The 22,487-nt window shown below is 69.3% G+C and carries 21 protein-coding genes; 12 read left to right on the forward strand and 9 right to left on the reverse strand.

Features of this window, described 5'->3' with window-relative positions:
- Position 1: 1 nt before the first annotated feature.
- From ACDP63_RS18440 to ACDP63_RS18455, 4 genes are read right to left on the reverse strand one after another with little or no spacing between them, the layout of a single operon-like run.
- Positions 2–613 (reverse strand): NIPSNAP family protein, encoded by a 612-nt coding sequence (locus tag ACDP63_RS18440; protein WP_024845229.1) that lies wholly within the window; start codon positions 611–613, stop codon positions 2–4.
- Positions 610–2,343, reverse strand: a complete 1,734-nt coding sequence (locus ACDP63_RS18445) for an FAD-dependent oxidoreductase (protein ID WP_409928396.1) — start codon at positions 2,341–2,343, stop codon at positions 610–612. The genes ACDP63_RS18440 and ACDP63_RS18445 overlap by 4 nt, the downstream gene beginning before the upstream one ends.
- A gap of 38 nt (positions 2,344–2,381) precedes the next feature.
- On the reverse strand, positions 2,382–3,218 hold the full coding sequence (locus ACDP63_RS18450; protein WP_024845231.1) for an IclR family transcriptional regulator: 837 nt from the start codon (positions 3,216–3,218) through the stop codon (positions 2,382–2,384).
- On the reverse strand, positions 3,215–4,309 hold the full coding sequence (locus ACDP63_RS18455; RefSeq protein WP_024845232.1) for a Gfo/Idh/MocA family protein: 1,095 nt from the start codon (positions 4,307–4,309) through the stop codon (positions 3,215–3,217). Before ACDP63_RS18455 ends, ACDP63_RS18450 begins: the two co-directional genes overlap by 4 nt.
- A 258-nt stretch (positions 4,310–4,567) precedes the next feature.
- On the opposite strand from ACDP63_RS18455, the gene ACDP63_RS18460 reads away from it, so the two are divergent.
- From ACDP63_RS18460 to ACDP63_RS18485, 6 genes are all read left to right on the forward strand, one after another.
- Positions 4,568–5,383 (forward strand): shikimate dehydrogenase family protein, encoded by an 816-nt coding sequence (locus tag ACDP63_RS18460; protein WP_024845233.1) that lies wholly within the window; start codon positions 4,568–4,570, stop codon positions 5,381–5,383.
- 145 nt (positions 5,384–5,528) lie between these two features.
- Complete coding sequence (locus ACDP63_RS18465) at positions 5,529–6,653, forward strand: ABC transporter substrate-binding protein (protein WP_024845234.1); 1,125 nt, start codon at positions 5,529–5,531, stop codon at positions 6,651–6,653.
- An 84-nt stretch (positions 6,654–6,737) separates the two neighbouring features.
- On the forward strand, positions 6,738–7,613 hold the full coding sequence (locus tag ACDP63_RS18470; RefSeq protein ID WP_024845235.1) for a branched-chain amino acid ABC transporter permease: 876 nt from the start codon (positions 6,738–6,740) through the stop codon (positions 7,611–7,613).
- Complete coding sequence (locus ACDP63_RS18475) at positions 7,610–8,584, forward strand: branched-chain amino acid ABC transporter permease (RefSeq protein WP_024845236.1); 975 nt, start codon at positions 7,610–7,612, stop codon at positions 8,582–8,584. Before ACDP63_RS18470 ends, ACDP63_RS18475 begins: the two co-directional genes overlap by 4 nt.
- Positions 8,581–9,327, forward strand: coding sequence for an ABC transporter ATP-binding protein (locus tag ACDP63_RS18480; RefSeq protein WP_024845237.1), 747 nt, complete (start codon positions 8,581–8,583; stop codon positions 9,325–9,327). Before ACDP63_RS18475 ends, ACDP63_RS18480 begins: the two co-directional genes overlap by 4 nt.
- A 1-nt stretch (position 9,328) precedes the next feature.
- Complete coding sequence (locus ACDP63_RS18485) at positions 9,329–10,051, forward strand: ABC transporter ATP-binding protein (protein ID WP_024845238.1); 723 nt, start codon at positions 9,329–9,331, stop codon at positions 10,049–10,051.
- 11 nt (positions 10,052–10,062) lie between these two features.
- Here ACDP63_RS18485 and ACDP63_RS18490 read toward each other — a convergent pair whose 3' ends face one another.
- From ACDP63_RS18490 to ACDP63_RS18505, 4 genes are all read right to left on the reverse strand, one after another.
- The gene (locus tag ACDP63_RS18490; RefSeq protein WP_024845239.1) at positions 10,063–10,263 is read right to left on the reverse strand and encodes a hypothetical protein; all 201 of its coding nucleotides are present in this window, start codon (positions 10,261–10,263) and stop codon (positions 10,063–10,065) included.
- Between the two features lie 149 nt (positions 10,264–10,412).
- Positions 10,413–11,165: an SDR family NAD(P)-dependent oxidoreductase gene (locus ACDP63_RS18495; RefSeq protein ID WP_024845240.1), complete on the reverse strand. Its 753-nt coding sequence runs from the start codon at positions 11,163–11,165 to the stop codon at positions 10,413–10,415.
- Complete coding sequence (locus tag ACDP63_RS18500) at positions 11,158–11,937, reverse strand: SDR family NAD(P)-dependent oxidoreductase (RefSeq protein ID WP_028710379.1); 780 nt, start codon at positions 11,935–11,937, stop codon at positions 11,158–11,160. The genes ACDP63_RS18495 and ACDP63_RS18500 overlap by 8 nt, the downstream gene beginning before the upstream one ends.
- Positions 11,934–13,619, reverse strand: coding sequence for an FAD-dependent oxidoreductase (locus ACDP63_RS18505; protein WP_024845242.1), 1,686 nt, complete (start codon positions 13,617–13,619; stop codon positions 11,934–11,936). Before ACDP63_RS18505 ends, ACDP63_RS18500 begins: the two co-directional genes overlap by 4 nt.
- A 114-nt stretch (positions 13,620–13,733) precedes the next feature.
- Between ACDP63_RS18505 and ACDP63_RS18510 the strand changes: the two genes are divergently transcribed.
- From ACDP63_RS18510 to ACDP63_RS18520, 3 genes are all read left to right on the forward strand, one after another.
- Complete coding sequence (locus tag ACDP63_RS18510; RefSeq protein WP_024845243.1) at positions 13,734–14,633, forward strand: helix-turn-helix domain-containing protein; 900 nt, start codon at positions 13,734–13,736, stop codon at positions 14,631–14,633.
- A gap of 75 nt (positions 14,634–14,708) precedes the next feature.
- A complete protein-coding gene (locus ACDP63_RS18515) occupies positions 14,709–15,269 on the forward strand; it encodes an NIPSNAP family protein (RefSeq protein ID WP_024845244.1) in 561 nt (186 codons plus the stop codon).
- 91 nt (positions 15,270–15,360) lie between these two features.
- On the forward strand, positions 15,361–17,241 hold the full coding sequence (locus tag ACDP63_RS18520; RefSeq protein WP_024845245.1) for a bifunctional sugar phosphate isomerase/epimerase/4-hydroxyphenylpyruvate dioxygenase family protein: 1,881 nt from the start codon (positions 15,361–15,363) through the stop codon (positions 17,239–17,241).
- Here ACDP63_RS18520 and ACDP63_RS18525 read toward each other — a convergent pair.
- Complete coding sequence (locus ACDP63_RS18525; protein ID WP_024845246.1) at positions 17,238–18,131, reverse strand: NAD-dependent epimerase/dehydratase family protein; 894 nt, start codon at positions 18,129–18,131, stop codon at positions 17,238–17,240. The two genes, ACDP63_RS18520 and ACDP63_RS18525, sit on opposite strands and share 4 nt — an antisense overlap.
- Before the next feature lie 117 nt (positions 18,132–18,248).
- On the opposite strand from ACDP63_RS18525, the gene ACDP63_RS18530 reads away from it, so the two are divergent.
- From ACDP63_RS18530 to ACDP63_RS18540, 3 genes are all read left to right on the forward strand, one after another.
- The gene (locus tag ACDP63_RS18530) at positions 18,249–19,934 is read left to right on the forward strand and encodes an FAD-binding protein (protein ID WP_036747959.1); all 1,686 of its coding nucleotides are present in this window, start codon (positions 18,249–18,251) and stop codon (positions 19,932–19,934) included.
- Between the two features lie 248 nt (positions 19,935–20,182).
- Positions 20,183–21,571 (forward strand): MFS transporter, encoded by a 1,389-nt coding sequence (locus ACDP63_RS18535; protein WP_028710377.1) that lies wholly within the window; start codon positions 20,183–20,185, stop codon positions 21,569–21,571.
- Positions 21,572–21,633: 62 nt separating this feature from the next.
- Entirely contained in the window at positions 21,634–22,467 is an 834-nt protein-coding gene (locus ACDP63_RS18540; RefSeq protein WP_024845248.1) for a shikimate dehydrogenase family protein, read from the forward strand.
- Positions 22,468–22,487 lie beyond the last annotated feature (20 nt).

Here is a 22,487-nt window from a genome sequence, read left to right on the forward strand (position 1 = left end):
CTCACTTGAGCGGAGAGAAGCCGAGCGGCAGCGCGATCTGGCTGGTCATGTCGGGCGACAGCCAGTCCGGCCCGCCCTTGGGCGGCCATTTGCCGTCCGCGACCGATTTCGCCCGCGCCTCGCTGCGCGCGGCCAGGCTTTCATAGGGCCAGATCTGGGTCAGGCGCGGTTCGCCGTCCAGCCCGTACATGGCGACGGTCAGCTTCGAATAGGCCTCGCGCTCCGGCACCGCCGCGCGCCATTTCTCCATGGTGGGCAGGATGCCGTTCACCCTGGTCCTGTAGGTGCGGAACTCGTAGACCGGGCCGAAGCTGCCGGGCTGGACCGGCGGCAGGAAATCCAGCGCGCGATAGCTTTCCATCGACAGCCGCACCAGCTCATCGGCGCAGCCGAAGGGGTTGTCCGAGCGCAGGGCGCGCTCGCGCTCCTCATAAAGCTGCGCGAGGCTCTCGAAGGCGCGCAGCACAAAGACCCGGTTCAGCGTGCCGATATCGGTGCCCCAGGCGCCGCACAGCCGGCCCTGCCCTTGCGCCGCCCAGGCCTCGATGCCCGGCGCGGCCTTGCCGGCGCCGAAGATCACCGTGTCGAGGGTGGCGAGTTCGTAATAGCTCATGGCGTTTCCTCCTGTGAAAGCCCGGTCACGGGCAGGCCGGCCAGAACGCGGCCGGCGATATAGCCGAATGTCATGCCGGGCCCCAGCGTGATGCCGCCCGACGGGTAATGCCCGCCCATGACCGAGGCCATGTCGTTGCCCACGGCGTAAAGGCCGGGGATCGGTAGGCCGTCCCGGTCCAGCACCCGCGCCGCCGCATCGGTCCTGACCCCGGCAAAGGTGCCGAGCGAGCCGGGCACGATCCTGACCGCGTAGAACGGCCCCCGCAGCAGCGGCCCCAGCGAAGGGTTCGGCCCATGCTCCGCATCGCCCTGCACGCGGTTGTAGAGGCTTTCGCCGCGCTGGAAGTCGGGATCCTCGCCGCGTTCGGCATGGGCATTGAAGCGGGCCACGGTCTCGGCCAGCGCCACGCCGGGAATGGCGCAGGCGCGGGCCAGTTCCTCCAGCGTGCGGCCGCGCTTCAGATAGCCGCTGCGGATCGCCGGCCCCAGCGGGAATGGGAAGGGCTTGGACCAGCCCAGCCCCCAGCGGCGCTGCGCCTTGTGGTCGGCGATCAGCCAGCAATGCGGCGGCTCGCCCGGCGGCGTGGCGGCGATCAGCGCCCGCATGAAATCGTGATAGCTGTCGGCCTCGCTGACGAAGCGCCGGCCCTGCGGGGTCACGGCGATGATGCCGGGCTTGGCGCGTTCGACCAGATGCGGGAAATGCGCGGGCGGTCCGTCACGGCGCGGCACCAGCGACACCGGCGCCAGCGCGACGTTCGAGGCCAGCTCGCCATCGACGGCAGCCCCCGCGCCCTCGGCCAGCCGCAGCCCGTCGCCGGTATTGGCCCGTGGCGCGGCCGAGAAATGCCCCGCCCCGCCGCCCGCCTGCGGCGCCAGCGCGTCGAGCCGCGCCGGATCATGCGGGAAGCCGCCGGTGGCCAGCACCACGCCGCGCACCGCCTCGACCAGCAATGCGCCCCGCGGCGTCGAAAGCCGCGCGCCCGTGACACGGCCGCCCTGCCGCTGCAACGCCAGCACCGGCGCGCTGTCGAGCAGCGTGACCCCTTTGTCCAGCGCCGAACGCAGCAGCCGCGCCACCAGCGCATTGCCGTTGACCAACTGCATGCCGCGCCGGTGCAGCGCCAGGTCGCGCAGATGCCGGGCGATCCGCCCCGTCGCGTAAAGCGCCGAGCGCGGGCTGCGGCTGGCGCGGAAGAAATGCCGCATGTCGGCGCCGCTGGCGATGCCCATGCCCCAAAGGCTCGCCACGTCCAGCGGCGGGCGCAGCTTGCCGATCCAGTCGCCCAGCTCGCGCCCGTCATAGGGCATGGCCGTGACCGAACGCCCGCCTTTCGCGGCGCCCGGAGTCTCGTGGAAATCCGGGACCGCATTGCCGTCCATCCAGCGCATCGCGGTATGGTCCTGAAAGAAGGCCACCATCTCGGGGCCGTTTTCCAGGAACACCTCCAGCCGCGGGTCGCTGGCGCGATTGCCCAGTTCGCTGCGCAGGTATTCACGGGGCGCTTCCGGCGGCTCGTCGATGCCGGCGGCACGGGCCAAGGGATTGCGCGGGATCCACAACCAGCCCCCGGACCAGGCCGAGGTGCCGCCGAAAACCGGCGCCTTCTCGGCCAGCACCACGCGCAGGCCGAAATGCGCCGCCGTGACTGCAGCCGCCAGGCCCGAGGCCCCCGAGCCAATGACCAGCACATCGCAGGCCAGCCTGCGTTCGGATGAAGCTTCCATTCTCTCCTGCCCGTCAGGGGCGTGAGCCGGGAAAAAGCCTATGCGCTTTTCCGCCCGTCCTCGGCATCGGCGTCGATCGCCCTGACATTTGCCTGAAAATACTTGGTTCCCGCGGCGGCGGCGCCCAGCTCCCCGGCCGCGGCCTGAAGGCGCGGCGCCAGTTCCGCCATCCGCTCGGGCGTCATGCGCACCGCCGGACCGGCGATGGACAGGCAGCCCAGCACCGGCCCGTCGCCGTGATAGCGCACCGGCACCGCCATGGCCGCCATGCCGGCGATATAGCTGTCCACCGCCGTGGCATAGCCGCGCGCCCGCGCCTCGGCCAGCTGCTGCAGCAGCAGGGTGATGCTGGTCGGCGCGTTCGGCCCCATGCCCTCGGCCTGGCGCAGCAGGCCCTGCGCGCCGACGCACGCCAGCGCCTCGTCGTCGCTCATGCTGGCGAGCCAGGCCTTGCCTCCGGCCGAACTGGCAAGGTGCACGACCACGCCCTGCTCCTGCCCCGGATCGTAGCGCAAGCCGCGCGTCGCGCCCTGTGCCACCGCCACCCAGATCAGCCGCTCGCCGTCGATCACCGACAGCCGGATCAGCTCGCCGCTGTCGGCGGCCAGCTGGTCCAGCACCGGCTGGGCGACATCGGTGATGCCGGCGCGCCCCATGAAGCCCAGGCCCAGGGCCGGCAGCTTGATGGTCAGCGCGTAGTCGCCGCCCGCCTGCAGCTGCCGGACATAGCCCAGCCGCGCCAGTTCCTGCAGGGTACGGTGCACGCCGCTGGCCGGCTGTTCGGTCACCGCCGCGATGGTGGTGACCGGCAGGCCCATCGGGTGATCGACCAGAAGTTCGACGATGGCGAGGGCTTTTTCCAGAACGCTGCTCATGATCCTCTTCCGCTGTTGAAGGCGGTTTCAGGTTCGCGATTCAGCGCCGAAAGGTCAACCGCGACACGTTGCCCCGTCTCGGCCGCCGCGCGAATGGCGTCCAGCACGATCAGGTTGGCGGTGGCGTCGCGGGCCGAGACGCGCGGCGTCCCGCCATGGCGCACCAGATCGGCGAAATGCACCAGCTGCGCCTGATAGGGATCGCCGTGGCTGACGGGCAGCGGCCGGGGTTGCAGTTCCTGCGTCCAGTCCGGCGCGCCGGGCGGCTGCCACAGCAGCAGGTCGGGCAGCGACAGCCCCGCCCGGCTGCCGGCATAGTGATGCGCCGGGACGCGATGCGCCGGAAACCGCGCCATGTTCTCGCCCGCCGTCAGATCCCAGGCCCAAGGCCCGACCGCCGCGTCCGAGATGCACAGCGTCGCCAGCCCGCCCTCCGCAAAGCGCAGGCAGACCGCCGCCGTGTCCTCGACCGGGAAGCCGCGGCGGGCATGGCTGGCGATGGCCTGCACCTCGGCGATCTCGCCGAAGAAATGCCGCAGCAGGTCGATCTCGTGCACCAGGTTGATCAGCAGCGGCCCGCCCGCGCCCTTGCTGCGCCGCCAGGGCGCCTGGAAATAATCGTCGGGCTTGGCCAGCGAGCAAGTCACGGTCGCCATGACCAGATCACCCAGCAGGCCGCCGCGGATCGCCCCATGCGCGGCGCGGATGATCGGATTGTGCCGGCGGTGATGGCCGACCAGCAGCGGCACGCCGGTCTCATCCGCCACCGCGATCAGCTGCCGCGCCGAATCGAGGCTTTCGGCCACCGGCTTTTCCAGCAGCACCGGGATGCCGGCGCGCAGCAACGCGGCCGAGACCGGCAGATGCGTCTCATTCGGCGTCGCCACGATGGCGGCCTGCGCCAGCCCCGAATCGATCAGCGCCGCCACGTCCGGCAGGCAGGGCACGCCCAGCGATTCGGCCAGCGCCCGGCCCGAGGGGGCGGGATCGACCAGCGCCGCCAGCCGCAGCCCCGACATGCGCGTCAGCGTATCGATATGGGTGCGCCCGATGACACCTGCGCCGATGACGACAACCCCGATCCGATCCATGGACACCCTCCTTCCGGCCTTCCCGGGCATCAAGTCAGAAATAAAATCGGAAGTCAATTTTAATATTGAATGATATTCCATTTTCTGCGATCTTCCGCTTCGAACCGGATGAGGTGCCGGAATCGCCCCCGCGGCGCAGAGGCGCGAAAATCCAATGTTCCGCCCCTATCGTCCATTTCCTGACGGCGGGGCGCGTGATTGTTTCAAGACGCGGCCAGCCCCGGGGGCGCTGTCCGCAACAGGGAAAGAGGAACCAGCATGGCCCAACCGCTGCGCATCGACGGAGAGACGGCATTCTTCCCGATCATCGGCCATCCGATCGGGCAGGTGAAATCGCCGGCATCGCTCAGCCAGATCATGGCGGATCGCGGCCATAACGGCATGGTGGTGCCGATCCACGTCCTGCCCGAGGATCTGCCCGGCTGGCTGGCGCAGGCCGCGGCGGTCCAGAACTGTCCGGGTATCGTGGTGACGGTGCCGCACAAGGCACCCTGCCTGGCCTTCTGCAGCCGCGTCACCGCGCGGGCGCAGGCCGCGGGCGCGGTGAACATCATGCTGCGCCGGGACGGGGGCTGGGTCGGCGACGCGACCGACGGGCAGGGCTACATGGACGGCATCGCCGCGCAGGGCTTCGACGTCGCCGGCAAGCCGGCGCTGCTGGTCGGGACCGGCGGCGCCGGCTCGGCCATCGCCTACGAGATCCTGGCGCGCGGCGCCTCGGAACTGGCGCTGCACGACATCGATGCGGCGCGGCGCGACGCGCTGATCGCGCGGCTGGACGCCGCCTTTCCCGGCCGGGTCCGCATCGGCGGCACCGATCCGCGCGGCTTTGCGCTGGTGGCGAACGCGACGCCGCTGGGCATGCGCGAAGGCGATCCGCTGCCGGTCGAGGCCGGGCTGCTGACCGCCGAGCAATTCGTCGCCGACGTGGTCACCCGACCGGCCATCCCGCCGCTGATCGCCGCCGCCCGCGCCACAGGCTGCGGCACGATGCCGGGCTCGGGCATGTTCGAGGCGCAGGCGGTGCTACTGGCCGAACTGCTGATGGGGGTCCGGCAGATCGCGCTGGACTGAGCGGCGCAAGGGCGCTGCATAACCGCCCGATTATGTATCTTTGCGCGTTTTGCAATGTTCGCGTGGAACGCGACATGGCAGATTATGGAGAGGAAGAGGAGATCCCATGAAAAACAGGATCCGAACCAGGGAGGAAAGAAACGCAATGATCAGGACACTGACCGCAACCGCCGCCGCGCTGGCGCTGACCACCGTGCCGGCGCTGGCCGAGCTGAAGATCGGCTCGATCGTCGAGCTTTCCGGCCCCGGCGCCGCCGCCGGCACCAATTTCCGCGACGGCGTGCGGATGGGCTTCGAGGAGATCAACGCCGACGGCGGCGTGCTGGGCGAACCGGTCGCCATCACCGAATATGACAGCCAGACCGACCCGCAGGTCAGCCGCGCCATGGTGCAGAAGGCCATCGACGACGGGGTGGTGGCGATCACCGGCACGGTGTTCTCGTCCTCGACGGTGGTGAACATGCTGGTGGCGAAACAGGCCGGCATCCCGCAATTCACCGGCTCCGAGGCGCCCTCGATCACCGGGATGGGCAACCCCTACATCTTCCGCACCGCCTTCGGCTCGCAGAAGGGCGTGCCCAAGATGGCCAAATACATGGCCGAGGAAATGGGGGTGAAGAAGGTCGCCGTGGTCTGGGCCAACACCGAATTCGGCAAGGGCGGGCACGAATCCTTCCTGAAGGAGGCCGAGGCCCATGGCTTCGAGATCGTCGCCGACCTGCCCACCGAACAGGCGCAGACCGATTTCTCGGCCGATGTGGTCAAGCTGAAGGGCATCCAGGCCGACGCCGCCTTCGTCTACCTGACCGAGGAGGAAAGCGCCCGCTTCCTGCGCGAGGCCCGCAAGCAGGGCGTGACCCTGCCGCTGGTGGGCGAGACGACGCTGATCGGCCACAAGGTCATCGAGCTGGCCGGCGACGCCGCCAACGGCGCCATGGGCCATGTCGGCCTGACCCCCGACGCCAATATCCCGGCGATGACCGAGATGGTCGAGAAGTTCAAGGCCAAGTTCAACTACACGCCCGACCACAACGCCATCAAGGGCTACACGGCCGCCTATACCCTCAAATGCGTGGCCGAGATGGTGGGCGAGGCGGACAGCCAGGCCATCGCCGACAAGATGCACGGCCTGACGCTGACGGTGGCCGAATGCCCCGGCGTGCTGATGGACGTCAGCTGGGACGAGACCGGCGAAATGTCGCGCGAAAGCTTCTTCGTCGAGGTCCAGGACGGCAAGCAGGTGGTCAAGGCCATCCTGCCGCCGAACTGACCGGCCCGCACAGCGCGCGAGGCAGGCTGGCACCGGCATTCCGCCGGCCTGCCCCCGTATCCGTCAACCTGACGTGAGGCTCTCATGGCCGAGTTAATCCAGATCCTGATCTCCGGCCTTGCCGCCGGTTCCATCTACGCCCTTGCCGCGGTGGGCTTCACCCTGCTGTGGCAGGCATCGCAGACCATCAACTTCGCGCAGGGCGAATTCGTCATGCTGCCGGCCTTCTTCGTGCTGGTCGGCATGGGGCTGGGGCTGCCGATGTGGCCCGCCATCGGCTTTGCGCTGCTGCTGTCGCTCTTGATCCTGGGCGTCGCCTTCAAGAAGCTGGTGGTCGAGCCGATGCTGCCGCATGGCACCTTGCCGCTGGTCATCGCCACCATCGCGCTTGGCCTGCTGATGAAGGAAAGCGTCAAGGAATTCTACGGCGCCACCGCCCAGCCCTTCCCGGCGATCTTTCCGCAGAAGGTCTATCACTTCGCCGGCGCCAGCGTCTCGGCGCAGGATATCGGCAACCTGATCGTCTCGATGCTGGCCATCGGCGGCTTGCAGTTGTTCTTGAACCGCACCCGCACCGGGCGCTGCATGCAGGCCAGCGCCCAGAACCCGGCCGTGGCCGAGATCCTCGGCGTCGATGTGAAGCGGATGGTGATGTATACCTTCCTGATCAACGCGGCGCTGGCGACCATCGCCTCGGTGCTGATCTCGCCGATCTACCTGGCCAAGTTCTCGAATGGCGAGACGCTGGGCCTGGTGGCCTTCATCGCCGCCATCGTCGGCGGCTTCAACCAGATCCGCGGCGCGCTGGTCGGCGGGCTGCTGATCGGCGTGATCGACAATCTCTCGGCGGTCTATGTCTCGGCCGAATACCGCTCGGCCATGCCGCTGATCCTGCTCATCGCCATCATCCTGCTGCGCCCGCAGGGGCTGCTCGGCACCAAGGAGGGACGCGCCGTATGACCCGCACCCGCATCATCCTGATCGTCCTGGGCATCGCGGCGCTGGTCGCCGCGCCCATCGGCCAGGGCAATTACATCATCTATACGCTGACCTCGTGGCTGCTGTTCTCGATCTCGGCCATGGGGCTGAACCTGACGCTGGGCTATGCCGGGCAGGTCAGCCTGGCGCAGGCGGGCTTCATGGGCATCGGCGCCTATGTCACCGCGCTCTTGACGCTGGCGGGCGTGCCCTGGATCGCGGGGGCGCTGATCTCGATCTCCTCCTGCTTCGCGGTCGGGCTGCTGCTCGGCTGGCCGGCGCTGAGGGTGCAGCACCATTTCCTGGCCTTCGTGACGCTGGCGTTCAACACGCTGCTGTTCCTGGTGCTGCGCAACGAGGAAGAGATCACCGGCGGTTCCTTCGGGCTGGTCGGCATGCCGCGCCCCTCGGTTTTCGGCATCGCGACCGACAGCAACCTGAATTTCTACTATTTCGCGCTGGCCTGCTTCCTGGTCTCGGCCTTCGTGATGTGGTGGATCCTGCGCTCGCCCTGGGGCCGGGCCTTCAAGGCGCTGCGCGAGAACCCGATCCGCGCCGAAAGCCTGGGGCTGAAGATCCGCCGCCAGACGCTTCTGGCCTTCGCCATCGGCTCGGCCTTCGGGGGACTGGCCGGGGCGCTGCAATCGCCGCTGGTGCAGTTCATCGAGCCGGGCAGCTTCGCGCTGATCCATTCGCTGAAGCTGCTTCTGATGGTGGTGGTGGGCGGCGCCGGCTTCTTCTTCGGCCCGATGCTGGGCGCGGCGGTGGTGATCCTGCTGCCGGAACTCTTGCGCTTTACCGAGGGCTATTACCTCATCATCTATTCAGCTCTGGTGATCGTGCTGATGGTGTTCTCGCCCCAGGGCCTGATCGGGCTGGGGCAGAAAATCTGGAACCAGTTCCGGCCCCGGCACGAGACGCGCCGCGACATGAAGAAGGGATTCCAGCTATGACGGCCTCCGTGCTTTCCGTCCGCAACATCTCGAAGCAGTTCGGCGGCATCCGCGCCGTGAACGATGTCAGCTTCGACGTCCAGAAGGGCGAGATCCTGGGCCTGATCGGGCCAAACGGCTCGGGCAAGTCGACGCTGTTCAACTGCATCCTGGGCCAGCTGCGCCCCAGCGCCGGCCATTGCCAGATCAACGGCCAGTCCACGGACGGCGTGCGGCCGGCCGACCTGTCGCTGATGGGGGTCGGCCGCACCTTCCAGCAGCTGTCGGTCTTTCCGCGCATGACGGTGCTCGACAACGTCATCCTGGCCGGACAGGAGCACGAGGGCTCGATGCTGAGCCGGCTTTTCGGCAAGTCCGACGCCGGCCTGACCGACAAGGCCGAGCAGCTGATCGAGTTCTTCAACCTGACCCCCTATCGCGACACCGAGGCGGGCTCGCTCTCCTACGGCCAGCAGAAGCTGGTCGATGCCGCGATGGCCTTCATGGCCGGGCCCGGCATCGTGCTGCTGGACGAGCCGGCGGGCGGGGTGAACCTGACCATGCTGGCGCATCTGAAAGAGCGGCTGATGACCTATAACCGCGAGCACGGCACCACCTTCGTGGTGATCGAGCACAACATGGAATTCGTCATGTCGCTTTGCACCCGCATCATCGTGCTGGCGCAGGGCGAGATCATCGCCGAAGGCTCGCCCGAGGAGATCCGGGCGAACCAGATGGTCATCGACGCCTATCTGGGGGGCTGACATGCTGGAACTCAAGGACGTCACCGGCGGCTATGGCCGCATCACCATCCTGAACGGCACCTCGTTCAGCATTCCCAAGGCCTCGATCACCACGGTGATCGGGCCGAACGGCGCCGGGAAATCCACGGTGTTCAAGGCGATCTTCGGGCTACTGAACATCCATTCCGGCCAGATCCTGCTGGAGGGCGAGGACGTGACCCGCAAGCGCCCGGCCGAGATGATCGCCCGCGGCGTCACCTATGTGCCGCAGGGCCGCAACGTGGTGCCGCAGCTGTCGGTGTTCCACAATCTCGAGCTGGGCGGCATCACCGCCCGCGACCAGTCCCGGGTCCGGCAACGGATGGAGCAGGTCATGGACCAGTTTCCCATGCTGCGCGAGCGCCGCGACCAGAAGGCCATCGAGCTGTCGGGCGGCCAGCAGAAGCAGCTGGAGATCGCCCGCGCCCTGCTTCTGGACCCCAAGCTGATCCTGATCGACGAGCCCTCGATCGGGCTGTCGCCCAACCTGGTGCAGGAGGTGTTCCAGACCCTGATCCGGCTGCGCGACCAGGGGGTGACGGTGCTGATGGTGGAACAGAACGCCAAGGCGGCGCTGGCCATGTCGGATTACGGGCTGGTGCTGGAACTGGGTCAGACCCGGATGTTCGACAGGGCCGACGCGCTGCTTCGGGATCCGCGCGTCGGCCAGCTGTTCCTGGGCGGCCATATCGAGGACGCGGCCTAGGCGCCGCCCCGTCAGATGCTGCGCTCGCGGCGCAGCGTCTGGCAGGACCAGCGGGCGATGCGCCAGTCGGGATGCGTCTCGACCCATTGCGCCAGCGCAGGCTGCGCGCCATGCATGCAGACCAGGGGCGTGACCTCGGTATAGATCAGGCTGTGTTCCCGGCAATCGGCCGGGGCGCCGCCCATGCAGGCGATGAAGACCAGTTCGATCATGGCAAGCCCCCGTCGAATCGGAGATGGCTCATGCCCGATTGTCGCGCCTTTCCGGGCCCAGGGCCACCGGAGGGGGCCGGAAATCCGGCTTGGGGCAAGGCGCCTGCCCGTTCCTTGTGCAGCCCGTGCGCAAACCGGCGGGGCCGCGCTCAATCGGGGCGGCTCGCCTCGCCGAAATCGCCGAAGGCGGTCCAGCCGCCATCAACCGGCAGCACCGCCCCGGTGATGCCCGAGGCCGCGTCCGAGGCCAGGAAGGCCACCGCCGCCGCCACCTCGCGCGCCTCGATCAGCCGGCCCAGCGGCGTGCGGCGGCGGATGGCCGGCAGGTCGATCCGGCCCGCCTCGGCCAGCGTCCGGACCAGCGCGGTCTCGACGAAGGCCGGGGCCACGGCATTCACGCGCAGCCCCTGCCCCGCCCATTCGCAGGCCATGGCCCTGGTCATCGCCACGATGCCGGCCTTGGCCGCGCCATAGGCATTGCGCCGCGGCAGGCCGGTCAGCCCGGCGATCGAGGACAGGTTCACCACCGCCCCGCGCCCGCGCGCCAGCATGCCGCGCGCCACCTGCCGCGTCATCAGGAAGGTTCCCGACAGATGCACGTCCAGCACCCGGCGAAAGGCGGTCAGATCCTGGTCCAGCGTCGGCAGGTGGCTGTCGCCGATGCCGGCATTGTTCACCAGGATGCCGAAAGGCGCGACGGCCGCCGCCGCTCGCGCCTGAACCTCGTCGGTGACGTCGCAGCGGATGCCGCGATGCCCCGCGCCCAGTTCCGCCGCCCGCAGCGCCGCCTTGTCGCCGTCGAGATCGGCAATCGTGACCCGGCAGCCCTGCGCCGCAAGCGCCTGCGCGATGGCCCAGCCGATGCCCTCGGCCCCGCCGGTGACCAGCGCCTCGCTAGGCATAGCCCGGCCTCGGCACCAGCCCCATCAGGCTTTGCGACAAGCCGCCATCGACGACGATGTCCTGCCCGGTGACATAGGCCGCCCGGTCCGAGGCGAGATACAGCACCGCATCCGCCATGTCCTGCGGCGAGGCGATGCGGCGCAGCGGCACCATGGCCTCGCGCCGGGCCTTGACCTCGGGATCGGCATAGAAGGCGGCGGACATCGGCGTCAGCACCAGCCCGGGGCTGACGCAGTTCGAGCGCAGGCCGCGCGGCCCCCATTCGGCGGCCAGTTGCCGCGACAGCATCGCCACCGCCGCCTTCGAGGCGGAATAGGCGCCGCTGGCCGGCTGCGGCTGGCTGGCGGCGATGCTGGCGACATGGACCAGTGCGCCGCGCCCGCGCCCTAACATGCCGCGCCCGAAAGCCTGCGCCGCGGTCAGGTAGCCGGTCAGGTTCACCGCCAGCATGGCCGACCAATCCTCGGGACTGACGCTCTCCAGCGCGCCGGGGCGCAGGATGGCGGCGCTGTTGACCAGCACGTCGGCGCCGCCCTCGGCCTCGACCCGCCCGGCGGCGGCCGCGACGCTGCCCGGATCGGCCAGATCGCAGGCCAGCGCCAAGGCGCCGCCGCCCAACTGCTCGGCCAGCGGCCCGGATCGGTCAAGGTCGCGGTCCAGCAGGATTGCCCGCGCCCCCTCGGCGGCAAAGCTCCGCGCCAGCGCCTGCCCGATACCGCCGCCGGCACCGGTGATGACGACGGTCCTGCCTTCCAGTCCAAGCCAGCTCATGCTGCATCCTCCGTTGCGGCCGCGCGCCCGGCCAGATGGCGGCCGGTGATCCAGCCGAAGGTCATGGCCGGGCCCAGCGTGATGCCCGCGCCCGGATAGTTCCCGCCCATGATGCTGGCGCGGTCGTTGCCCACGGCATAGAGCCCCGCGATCGCCGCGCCCTGCCGGTCCAGCACCGCGCCCTCGACCGTGGTCCTGAGCCCGTCGAAAGTGCCCAGATCCCCCATTTCCATGCGCACGGCGTAGAACGGGCCGCGCTCGACCGGCGCCACGCAGGGGTTCGGCTTGTGCTCCGGATCGGCGAGATAGCGGTTGAAGCTGGTCTCGCCGCGGCGGAACTGCTCGTCCCGCCCCTCGCGCGCGCCGCGGTTATAGGCCGCGACCGTCGCCTCCAGCCCTGCCGGGTCGATGCCGCAGGCCCGCGCCAGACCGGCCAGCGTCCGGCCGCGCTTCAGATAGCCGCTGCGGGTCCAGAGCCATAGCGGCATCGGCGCCGGCTTGGCATGGCCAAGGCCGTATTTGCGGATCGCGCGATGGTCGCAGATCAGCCAGGCCGTGCCGTCGCCTGCGGCCATGGCCGCGCCGACATCGTGATAGCTGTCGCTTTCGTTGACAAAGCGCCGCCCGTCGGACCGCACCGCGATCATGCCGGGCTTGTAGCGGTCCAGAAGATGCGGAAACACGCCCTTGCCCGGCACCAGGCTGACCGGCATCCAGGCAGCGGGCTGCGGGTATTCGGCCTCGAAGGCGCCGCCGACCGCCTCGCCCAGCCGGATGCCGTCGCCGGTATTGCCCGGGGGCACCGGCGAGTGATGCGCGCCCCCCGCCTTCAGATGGGCATAGATCCCGGCGCGGCGGGCCAGGTCCTGCGCATAGCCGCCGCAGGCCAGCACCACGCCGCGTGCGGCCATGATGCTGCGCGGCTGCGCGCCGCCGACCTGCGCACCGGTAACGCGGCCGCCCTGCTTCAGCAGATGCAGCGCCGGGGTCTCGGTCAGGATCGGGATGCCGAGGTCGAAGCAGGTCTTGGCCAGCCGCGCCGCCAGGGCGTTGCCGCTGGTCACCTGCACGCCGCGGCCGTGGCGGACGACCTCGGCCGCATGGGCGGCCAGCCGCTTCGCCACATAGGCGAAGGAGGTCAGCGAGCGGGTGGCGTTGAAGAAATGCCGGATGTCCGCGTTCGAGGAATTGAACATCATCCCCATGAAGGTGATGGTCGCCAAGGGCGGCCGCAGGCGGCGCAGGTTTTCCCCCAGCGCGCTGCTGTCATAGGGCGCCGCCAGCACCGAGCGGCCGACATCCACCCCGCCAGGCACGGTCGGGTGATAATCGGGGTAAAGCGTGGGGACGAACTTCACCTCGGTCTCGGCCTCGAACCAGTCCAGCATCTTCGGTCCGGCCTCCAGGAAGGCCTCGACCGCCTCGGGCTGGTGGAAATTGCCGGTCTCGGCCCGCAGATAGGCCCGCGCCGCCTCGCGCGTGTCGTCCGGGTTCAGCGCCCGGCCGTGGCGGTTGCCGGGGATCCACAGCACGCCGCCGGAAAAGGCGGTGGTGCCGCCGAAGACCGGCTCCTTCTCGATCACGATCACCGACAGCCCATGCTTCCTGGCGGTGATCGCCGTGGCCAGCCCGCCGGCGCCCGAGCCGATCACCAGCACGTCGCAATGCTCCTGCGCGCCCATTGGCTCCCTCCCTTTTTCGCTGCCTTCCTGCTACTGCGGGGGGCATGGCGAACCAATGGACGCTGGCGCGCAATTCTTGCACTATTCGCCACCGACCGGGGGACGGAGGAACGCATGGGCGACAAGGCGACGGGCGGCATCCCGCATTACTATCTCTATGGAGATCAGGAGGCGGATGTCGAACTGGACCTGCTTCATATCGAGCCGATCCGCGAACGCAGCGGCCCGAACGATTGGAGGATTCGTCCGCATGCCCATCCCGATCACATGCAGGTGCTGCTGGTGAAATCGGGCGGCGGCGGCATCCGCATGGAGGACCGCCAGCTGCCGATCCCCGCCCCCGGCATCCTGGTGGTGCCGGCGGGCGTCGTGCACCAGATCGACTTCGATCCCGGCACCGACGGGTTCGCGGTGACGGCGGCGCTTGGCTGCCTGCGCACGGCATCGGCCGGCGATCCGCGGCTGGCGACGGCGGCGGGCCGGCCGGCCGTCTATCCGCTGGCCGGGACCGGCCTCGACATCCCGGCGGTGATCGACACCTTTCACTGGCTGCACCGCGAATTCATCTGGTCGGCGCCGGGCCGGCGCACGGCGATCCTGGCGCAATACATGCGCATCCTGGTGGTGGTGCTGCGGCTGTCGATCGCGCATCAGGACGCCGGCACCGCCACGCCGGACCGCGACTACGACCTGCTGGTGCGCTATCGCGCGCTGCTCGAAGAGCATTTCCGCAGCCAGCGTTCGCTGGGCTTCTTTGCCGGCGAGCTGGCCGTCACCCCGGCGCGGCTGAACGCGGCCTGCAAGGCGCGCAGCGGCAAGACCGCATCCGAGTTGCTTTACGAGCGCATCGTGATCGAGGCCAAGCGTTATCTGGTCTATACCGAAAGCACGGTGGCACAGGTGGCGCATCTGACCGGCTTCGACGATCCGGCCTATTTCAACCGCTTCTTCACCCAGCGCGTCGGCATCTCGCCCGGCGCCTTCCGCAAGCAGGCCGCGCGATCCGAGGGCTGAGTCCAATCTTTCCGACGCGCGGTCCATTTCCGCGCGTCGCCGCCCGCGCCAATCTGCGCGACAGGAGGGACCGGCATGATCCATGAATGGCGCAGCTATCGGCTGAAACCCGGCGCGGCGGGCGATTACCTGACCCTGCTGGCCGAACGCGGCCTGCCGCTGGTGACCCGGCACCTGCCCCTGATGGGCTATTGGCTGGCCGAGACCGGGCCGCTGAACACCATCCATCACCTGTGGAGCTATGCCGACTGGACCGAACGCGAATCCCGCCGCGCCGCGCTGGCGCAGGAGGAAGGCTGGACCAGGGGTTTCATCCCCGCCGCCTTCGCGCTGGTCGATGCGCAGCAGAACCGTTTCCTGCGGCTCGACCGCGCCTCGCCGCGCTTCCATGCGGCGCTGGCGGGACGCTTGCGCGCCCATGCCGCGCCCGCCCCCGGCGCGGCGCTTTTCGCCGCCGATTGCGCCGCGCTGGTGATCGGCGCGGACCCGGCCGGGGCAGAGGCACTGTGGCAGCCGGTCTCGGGCGATGCGCGCGGTCCCGTCGCGCTGATGCCGCGCAGCGCCGAGCCGGTGCCGGCAGCGCCGCAGCCGGGACGGCATGTGATCCTGCGTCCGCTGGCCTTCTCGCCGCTTTGAATTAACGCAAGGTTAATCACAGCGCAGAATCGGCATTTGCCGTTACGCCGATTCTCTGCGACGCTTGGCGTATCAGGGAAAGGGGTGCGGAATGAAGACCTCGATTGCCACCGTGTCGATTTCGGGCAGCTTTACCGAGAAACTCACCGCGATCCAGCAGGCCGGATTCGACGGGATCGAGATCTTCGAGCAGGATTTCCTCGCCTCGGACTTCACCCCGGCCGAGGTCGGCCGCATGGTCCGCGACCATGGGCTGGAGATCACCCTGTTCCAGCCCTTCCGCGATTTCGAGGGCCTGCCCGAGCCCTTGCGCAGCCGCGCCTTCGCCCGGGCGCAGCGCAAGTTCGACCTGATGGCCGAGCTGGGCACCGACCTGGTGCTCGTCTGCTCCTCGACCCATCCCGAGGCGCTTGGCGGCATCGACCGCGCCGCCGCCGATTTCCGCGAACTGGGCGAGATCGCGGCAGAGCGCGGCATCCGCATCGGCTACGAGGCGCTGTGCTGGGGCCGGCATGTCAACGACCACCGCGACGCCTGGGAGATCGTGCGCCGCGCCGATCACCCGAATGTCGGCCTGATCCTCGACAGCTTCCACACACTCGGCCGCAAGCTCGACCCCGACAGCATCCGCCGCATTCCCGGCGACCGCATCTTCTTCGTGCAACTGGCCGATGCGCCGCTGATCGAGATGGACCTGCTCTATTGGTCGCGGCATTTCCGCAACATGCCGGGCGAGGGCGACCTGGACGTCGCCGGCTTCACCCGCGCGGTCATGGCCACCGGCTATGACGGGCCGCTGAGTCTGGAAATCTTCAACGACCAGTTCCGCGCCGGTCTGCCGCGCCTGGTGGCCCGCGACGGCCATCGCAGCCTGGTGGCGCTGATGGACCGCGTGCGCCGGGCCGAGCCTTCGCTCTCCGTCGATCTGCCCGCCTTTCCCGCCCCGGCCCCGGTCGAGCGGGTGGAGTTCGTCGAATTCGCCACCTCGGTCGAGGATGCCGGGCCGCTGGAGACCCTGCTCGCCGCGGCCGGCTTCGAAAAGGCCGGCCGGCATCTCAGCAAGCAGGTGGCGCTGTGGCGGCAGGGCGGCGTCAACCTGCTGGTCAATGCCGAGCCCGGGGGCTACGCCCACAGCGCCTGGGTCACGCATGGCACCGGCGTGTCCGAAATCGGGCTGATGGTCCCCGACGCCCGCGCCGCCTTCGACCACGCCCTGGCGCTGGGGGCCGCGCCGCATGTCGCCCCTCATGCCGCGCAGGAGCTGGATATCCCCGGCATCCGCGGCGCCGGCAGCAACGTGATCCGCCTGCTGGACCGCCAGGGCGAGCTGGGCCGGATCTGGGAGGTGGATTTCGCCCTCGACGCCCCCGCGCCGCCGGGCGCCGGGCTTGCCGGCGTCGATCACCTGGGCCAGACCATGGCCTATGACGAAATGCTCAGCTGGTCGCTGTTCTACACCACCCTGTTCACGGCCCAAAAGGCGCCGATGGTCGATGTGGTCGATCCCGACGGGCTGGTGCGCAGCCAGGCCATCCAGGCCGGCGGGCTGCGCATCACCCTGAACGGCGCCGAGACGCGGCGCACCCTGGCCGGGCAGTTCCTGCACGAGACCTTCGGCTCCTCGGTCCAGCACCTCGCCTTCGCCAGCGACGACATCTTCGCCACCGCGGCCGAGATGGCGGCGCGCGGCTTCCCCTTCCTGCGCATCGGGGCGAATTACTACGACGATGTCGAGGCGCGCTTCGGGCTCGATCCGGATTTCACCGCCCGGCTGCGCGCCCATCACATCATGTATGACGAGGATGCCGGCGGGCAGTTCCTGCAATTCTACTCGACCGCCCTGCCCGGCGGCTTCTTCCTGGAGATCGTGCAGCGCCGCGGCGATTACGCCGGCTATGGCGCGCCGAACGCCCCGTTCCGCATCGCCGCGCAAAAGCGCACCCAGCGGCCCAAGGGCATGCCGAAAGCCTAGCCGCCCAGTTCCGCCAGCGTCCGGCGGATGCCTTCCTCGATCGGCGTGACCGGCTGCGTGCCCAGCCAGTCCGGCACCGGGTCCGAGGCCAGATCCGCCGGAATGCGCAGCGGCGGGCCGTCGATGGCGATGCCGTCCCAGCCGCTCTGCCGGGCCAGCTCGGCGGTGAAATCCGCCATCCCGCGCGTGTCGCCGGCCATGGTCAGCACCGTCGCGCCCTGCATCGGCCGCAGCATCGCCGCGGCCAGCAGCCGCGCCACGTCATCCACATGCACGAAGCCCACCCGGCCCGAGAAGCGGATCACCGCCGGCTCGCGCCGGACCGAGGCCGCCAGCGCGATGGACGGCCCGGCCGCAATGCCGCTGCTGATCCCCGGCCCGTAGACGATATAGGGCCGCAGCCCCAGGCTGGGCAGGCCGTGATCCGCGGCATGGACCCGCGCCAGCCCCTCGACCGCCAGCTTGGTCACGCCATAGACGGTCATCGGCCGCGGCAGCGTGGCGCTGTCCGGCCCGAACACCCCGGCGGTGCTGAGCCAGGCGACCGGCACCCGCAGCCGGCGCGCCAGTTCGAAGACATGCGCCGAGCCCAGCACATTGACCCGCACCGCCCGCGCCGGGTCGGCGGCGCAATCCACCGTCATCAGCCCGGCCAGATGCACGATGCCGTCGCAGCCCTCGCCGGCCCGCGCCAGCGAATCGGCATCGGTCACATCTCCCGCCGCCGCCTCGCAGCCCTTTGGCAGCACGGTGCGGCGGATCGCGGCTTCGAGGTCGAAAAGGCGCGGGACGATGCCCTGCGCCGCCAGCGCGGCCGCCACCCGCAGGCCGATGAAACCGGTGCCGCCGGTCAGAAGAATGCGGCGCGGCCGCCTTGTATCCTGTGTCATGCTGTCTCCTCCGGCTCACACTATATGGAATGATATTCAATTATAAAAGTATCTTCCATTTTTATGCTACCTGTGGCAAGTTCCGCCGCGCATCGGGGCAAAGAGGAGGGAGCGCGCATGACGGACATGGCTTTCGACGAAGAGGTCGATCTTCTGGTGATCGGCGCCGGCGCGGGCGGCATGACGGCGGCGCTGAGCGGCGCCATCGCCGGCCTGTCGGTGCTGCTTTGCGAAAAGACCGGCATGGTCGGTGGCACCACTGCCACCTCGGGCGGCACGACCTGGGTGCCGGGCACCGAGCTGAGCCACCGGGCCGGGGTGCCCGACAGCGCCGAGGACGCCGCCGCCTTCCTGCGCCATGTCGTCGGCAACCGCGGCGGCGATGCACGGCGCGAGGCGTTCCTGGCCGCCGGACCCGAGGCCATCGCCGAGCTTGAACGCCATTCCGAAGTTCGCTTCGTCGCCGCCGCCGCGCATCCCGACTATCTGGACGGTCCCGGTTCGGCCTATGGCGGGCGCGCGCTCGCGCCGCTGGAATTCGACGGCCGGCTGCTCGGGGCCGAGTTCGACCGGGTGCGGCCGCCGCGCGACGTGTTCATGGGGCTGGGCGGCATGATGGTCGGGCGCGGCGAGCTGGGGGCGCTGCTTGCCCCCTTTGCCAGCACCGGCAACCTGACGACCGCGCTGAAGATCCTGCTGCGCTATGCCCGCGACCGGCTGGGCCATCGGCGCGGCACCCGGCTGCTGATGGGCAATGCGCTGGTGGCGCGGCTGTTTTTCAGCCTGCGCCGGCGCGAGGTGCCGATCTGGTTCGACAGCCCGCTGGTCGATCTCATCCGCGACGGGCAGGCGGTGATCGGCGCGGTGGTCGAGACCCCGCAGGGCCGGCGCTGCATCCGGGCGCGGCGCGGCGTGGTGCTGGCCACCGGCGGCATCGGCTGGAACCGCGCCCTGCGCGAGCGGCTGTTCCCGCCGCAGATCGCCCCCTTCTCGCAGGCGCCCGAGGGCAATAGCGGCGACGGCATCGCCCTGGCGGTCGAGCGCGCCGGCGCGGCGCTGGACGATGGCTGCGACAGCGCCGGGCTGTGGATGCCCTGCTCGCTGCTCGGCCGTCCGGACGGGTCGCAGGCAATCTGGCCGCATATCATCCTCGACCGCGCCAAGCCGGGGCTGATCGCCGTCGGCCGCGACGGCCGCCGCTTCGTGAACGAGGCCGGAAGCTATCACGATTTCTGCATGGGCATGATCCGCGCCGGCCTGTCCGAGGCCTGGCTGGTGGTCGATTCCGGTTTCATCCGCCGCTACGGGCTGGGGCTGGTCCTGCCGGGCGGGCGCGGGTTGCGGCGGCTGCTGCGGCAGGGCTATCTGCGACGCGCAGGCAACCTTGACGCGTTGGCAGCCGCCATCGGGGTCGATGCGCAGGGGCTGGCCGAAAGCGTCCGGGCCAATAACCGCTTCGCGGAAACCGGTTCCGACGCCGATTTCGGCCGCGGCTCGACGGTGGTGAACCGCTTCAACGGCGATCCCGAGGTCAAGCCCAATCCCTGCCTGGGCCCGATCCGGCAGGCGCCCTTCTATGCGCTGCGCGTGGTGCCGGTCGACCTGGCCGGCAGCGGCGGGCTCGACTGCAATGCCGATGCGCAGGTGCTGGACCGCGAGGGCCGGCCGATCCCCGGGCTTTACGCCTGCGGCAACGACGCCGCCTCGATCTTCCGCGGCACCTATCCGGGGCCCGGCACCACCATCGGCCCGGCCATGGTCTTCGGCTGGAAGATCGCCCGACAGTTGGCAGAGCAGGGCTGATTTTCCGCCCTTGCCGGAAAAACACCGGCCATCGGGCCATCGGGGCAATTTCGCCAGCGGCAGGCACGAAAATCAATCCCTTGCCCGGAATCGCCACGTCGTTCCAGCCGATCCCGGCGCCAATGGATTAACTTGATGTTAACATAAAGCGTTAAACGGTCTTTGACGTTATTCGGCTGTTTTACGACCTTTTGCCACAGACCGCGCAATCAGAGGAGCTGGCGTGGTCAGCTTCAGGGAGGTTACCCATGACCGCTTCACCGGCCATCGCGCCCAAGGGCAGGCATCAATCCGGCAAGGCTGCGGCCAGCGGCTGGATCGGCTCTGCGCTGGAATATTACGACTTCTTCATCTACGCCACCGCCGCCTCGCTGGTGTTTCCGCAGATCTTCTTCCCGTCGGAAAACCCGCGCGTCGCCATCGTCGCCTCGCTGGCGACCTATGGCGTGGGCTATGTCGCCCGGCCGATCGGCGCCTTCGTGCTGGGCCATTGGGGCGACACCCATGGCCGCAAGAACGTGCTGATCCTGTGCATGTTCCTGATGGGCATCTCGACCCTGCTGGTCGGCTTTCTGCCGACCTATCAGCAGGTCGGCATCCTGGCCCCGATCCTTCTGGTGATCCTGCGGCTGGTGCAGGGCTTCGCCGTGGCGGGCGAGATCTCGGGCGCCAGCTCGATGATCATGGAACACGCGCCCTTCGGCCGGCGCGGCTTTTTCGCCAGCTTCACGCTGCAAGGTGTGCAGGCCGGCCAGATCCTGGCCGCCGCCGTCTTCCTGCCGCTGGCGCATTACATGCCCGACGAGGCCTTCAACAGCTGGGGCTGGCGCATCCCGTTCCTGCTGAGCTTCGTCGTCATCATCGCCGGCTGGATCATCCGCCGCGAGGTCGAGGAAACCCCCGCCTTCCGCCAGGAAGAGGCCGAGCACGCCACCCCGCGCTCGCCCGTCGTCGAGGCGATCCGCACCACCTGGCCGGACATGATCCGGGTGATCTGCATGGCGCTGATGAACACCATCCCGGTCGTCGCCACCGTCTTCGGCGCCGCCTATGCCGTGCAGGCCGCCTATGGCATCGGCTTCCACAAGGACGTCTATCTGTGGATCCCGGTCCTGGGCAATATCGTCGCCTGCCTGGTGATCCCGCTGGTCGGCAATCTGTCGGACCGCATCGGCCGCCGCCCGCCGATCATCGTCGGCGCGCTGGGATCGGGCCTCCTGGCCTTCGGCTATCTCTATGCGATCTCGATCCATTCGGTGCCGCTGGCGATCCTGATGTCGCTTCTGATGTGGGGCGTGGTCTATCAGGGCTATAACGCGGTCTTCCCCAGCTTCTACCCCGAGCTGTTCCCGACCCGGACCCGCGTGTCCTCGATGGCGATCTCGCAGAACATCGGCACCACGATCACCGCGCTCTTGCCTGCGCTCTTCGCCACCGTCGCTCCTCCCGGCTCGACCAATGTGCCGCTGATGGTGGGTTCGATCACCTTCGCCATCTGCTGCATCGCCGCCGCCGCGGCCTGGTCGGCGCGCGAGACCTACCGGGTCCGCATCGAGGATCTGGGCAAGCCGAATGCCGCACCGGTGACAAAGGCGGAATACGACCACTTGCGGACCGAGGCCGCCGCCAGCCGCTGAACTCCACCGCAAGGCCCCGGTCCATCCGGGGCCTTTCCCCCGAGCAGGAAAGGCAAGGCATCATGATCCGCGGAACCACCAGACTGATCGCGCATCTGGGCTATCCGACCACGACCTTCAAATCGCCGATGATCTACAACCCGTGGTTCCAGCGGCGCGGCATCGACGCCGTGGTGGTGCCGATGGGCTGCAAGCCCGAGGACTATCCCGATTTCCTGCGCCTGCTGTTCCGGCTGTCGAACATCCACGGCGCCCTGATCACCATGCCGCACAAGGTCAGCACGCTGGCGCTGGCCGACCGCGTCTCGGTCACCGCCCGCATCGCCGGCGCGGCAAACGGGCTGCGGCTGGCCGAGGACGGCGCGCTCGAGGCCGACATGTTCGACGGCGAGGGCTTCGTGCGCGGCGTGCTGGCCAAGGGCCAGGAGCTGCAGGGCCGCTCGGCGCTGGTCGTCGGCTGCGGCGGCGTCGGCTCGGCCATCGCCGCCTCGCTGGCCCGGGCGGGCGTGGCGCGGCTGGCGCTCTACGACCCGGCGGCCGCCAATGCCGAGGCGCTGGCCGGCCGTATCGCCGCCGCCTATCCCGGCATCGCGCTGGAGACCGGCGCGAACGACCCGGCGGGCTTCGACCTGGCGGTGAACGCCTCGCCCTTGGGCATGACCGAGGGCGACCCGCTGCCCATGGATCCCGAACGCCTCGACCCCGCCACCTTCGTCGGCGAGGTGGTGCTGAAATCCGAGATCACGCCCCTGCTTGCCGCCGCCCGCGCCCGCGGCTGCCGCTATCAGGTCGGCACCGACATGCTGTTCGAGCAGATCCCGGCCTATCTGGAGTTCTTCGGCTTCCCCAAGCCCAGCGTCGCGGAACTGCGCGAAAGCGCCGCGATCAGCTATTGACCGGCGGCGGGGGGGGGGGG

Source organism: Paracoccus sp. P2, assembly GCF_046335115.1.
Taxonomy (GTDB): domain Bacteria; phylum Pseudomonadota; class Alphaproteobacteria; order Rhodobacterales; family Rhodobacteraceae; genus Paracoccus; species Paracoccus pantotrophus.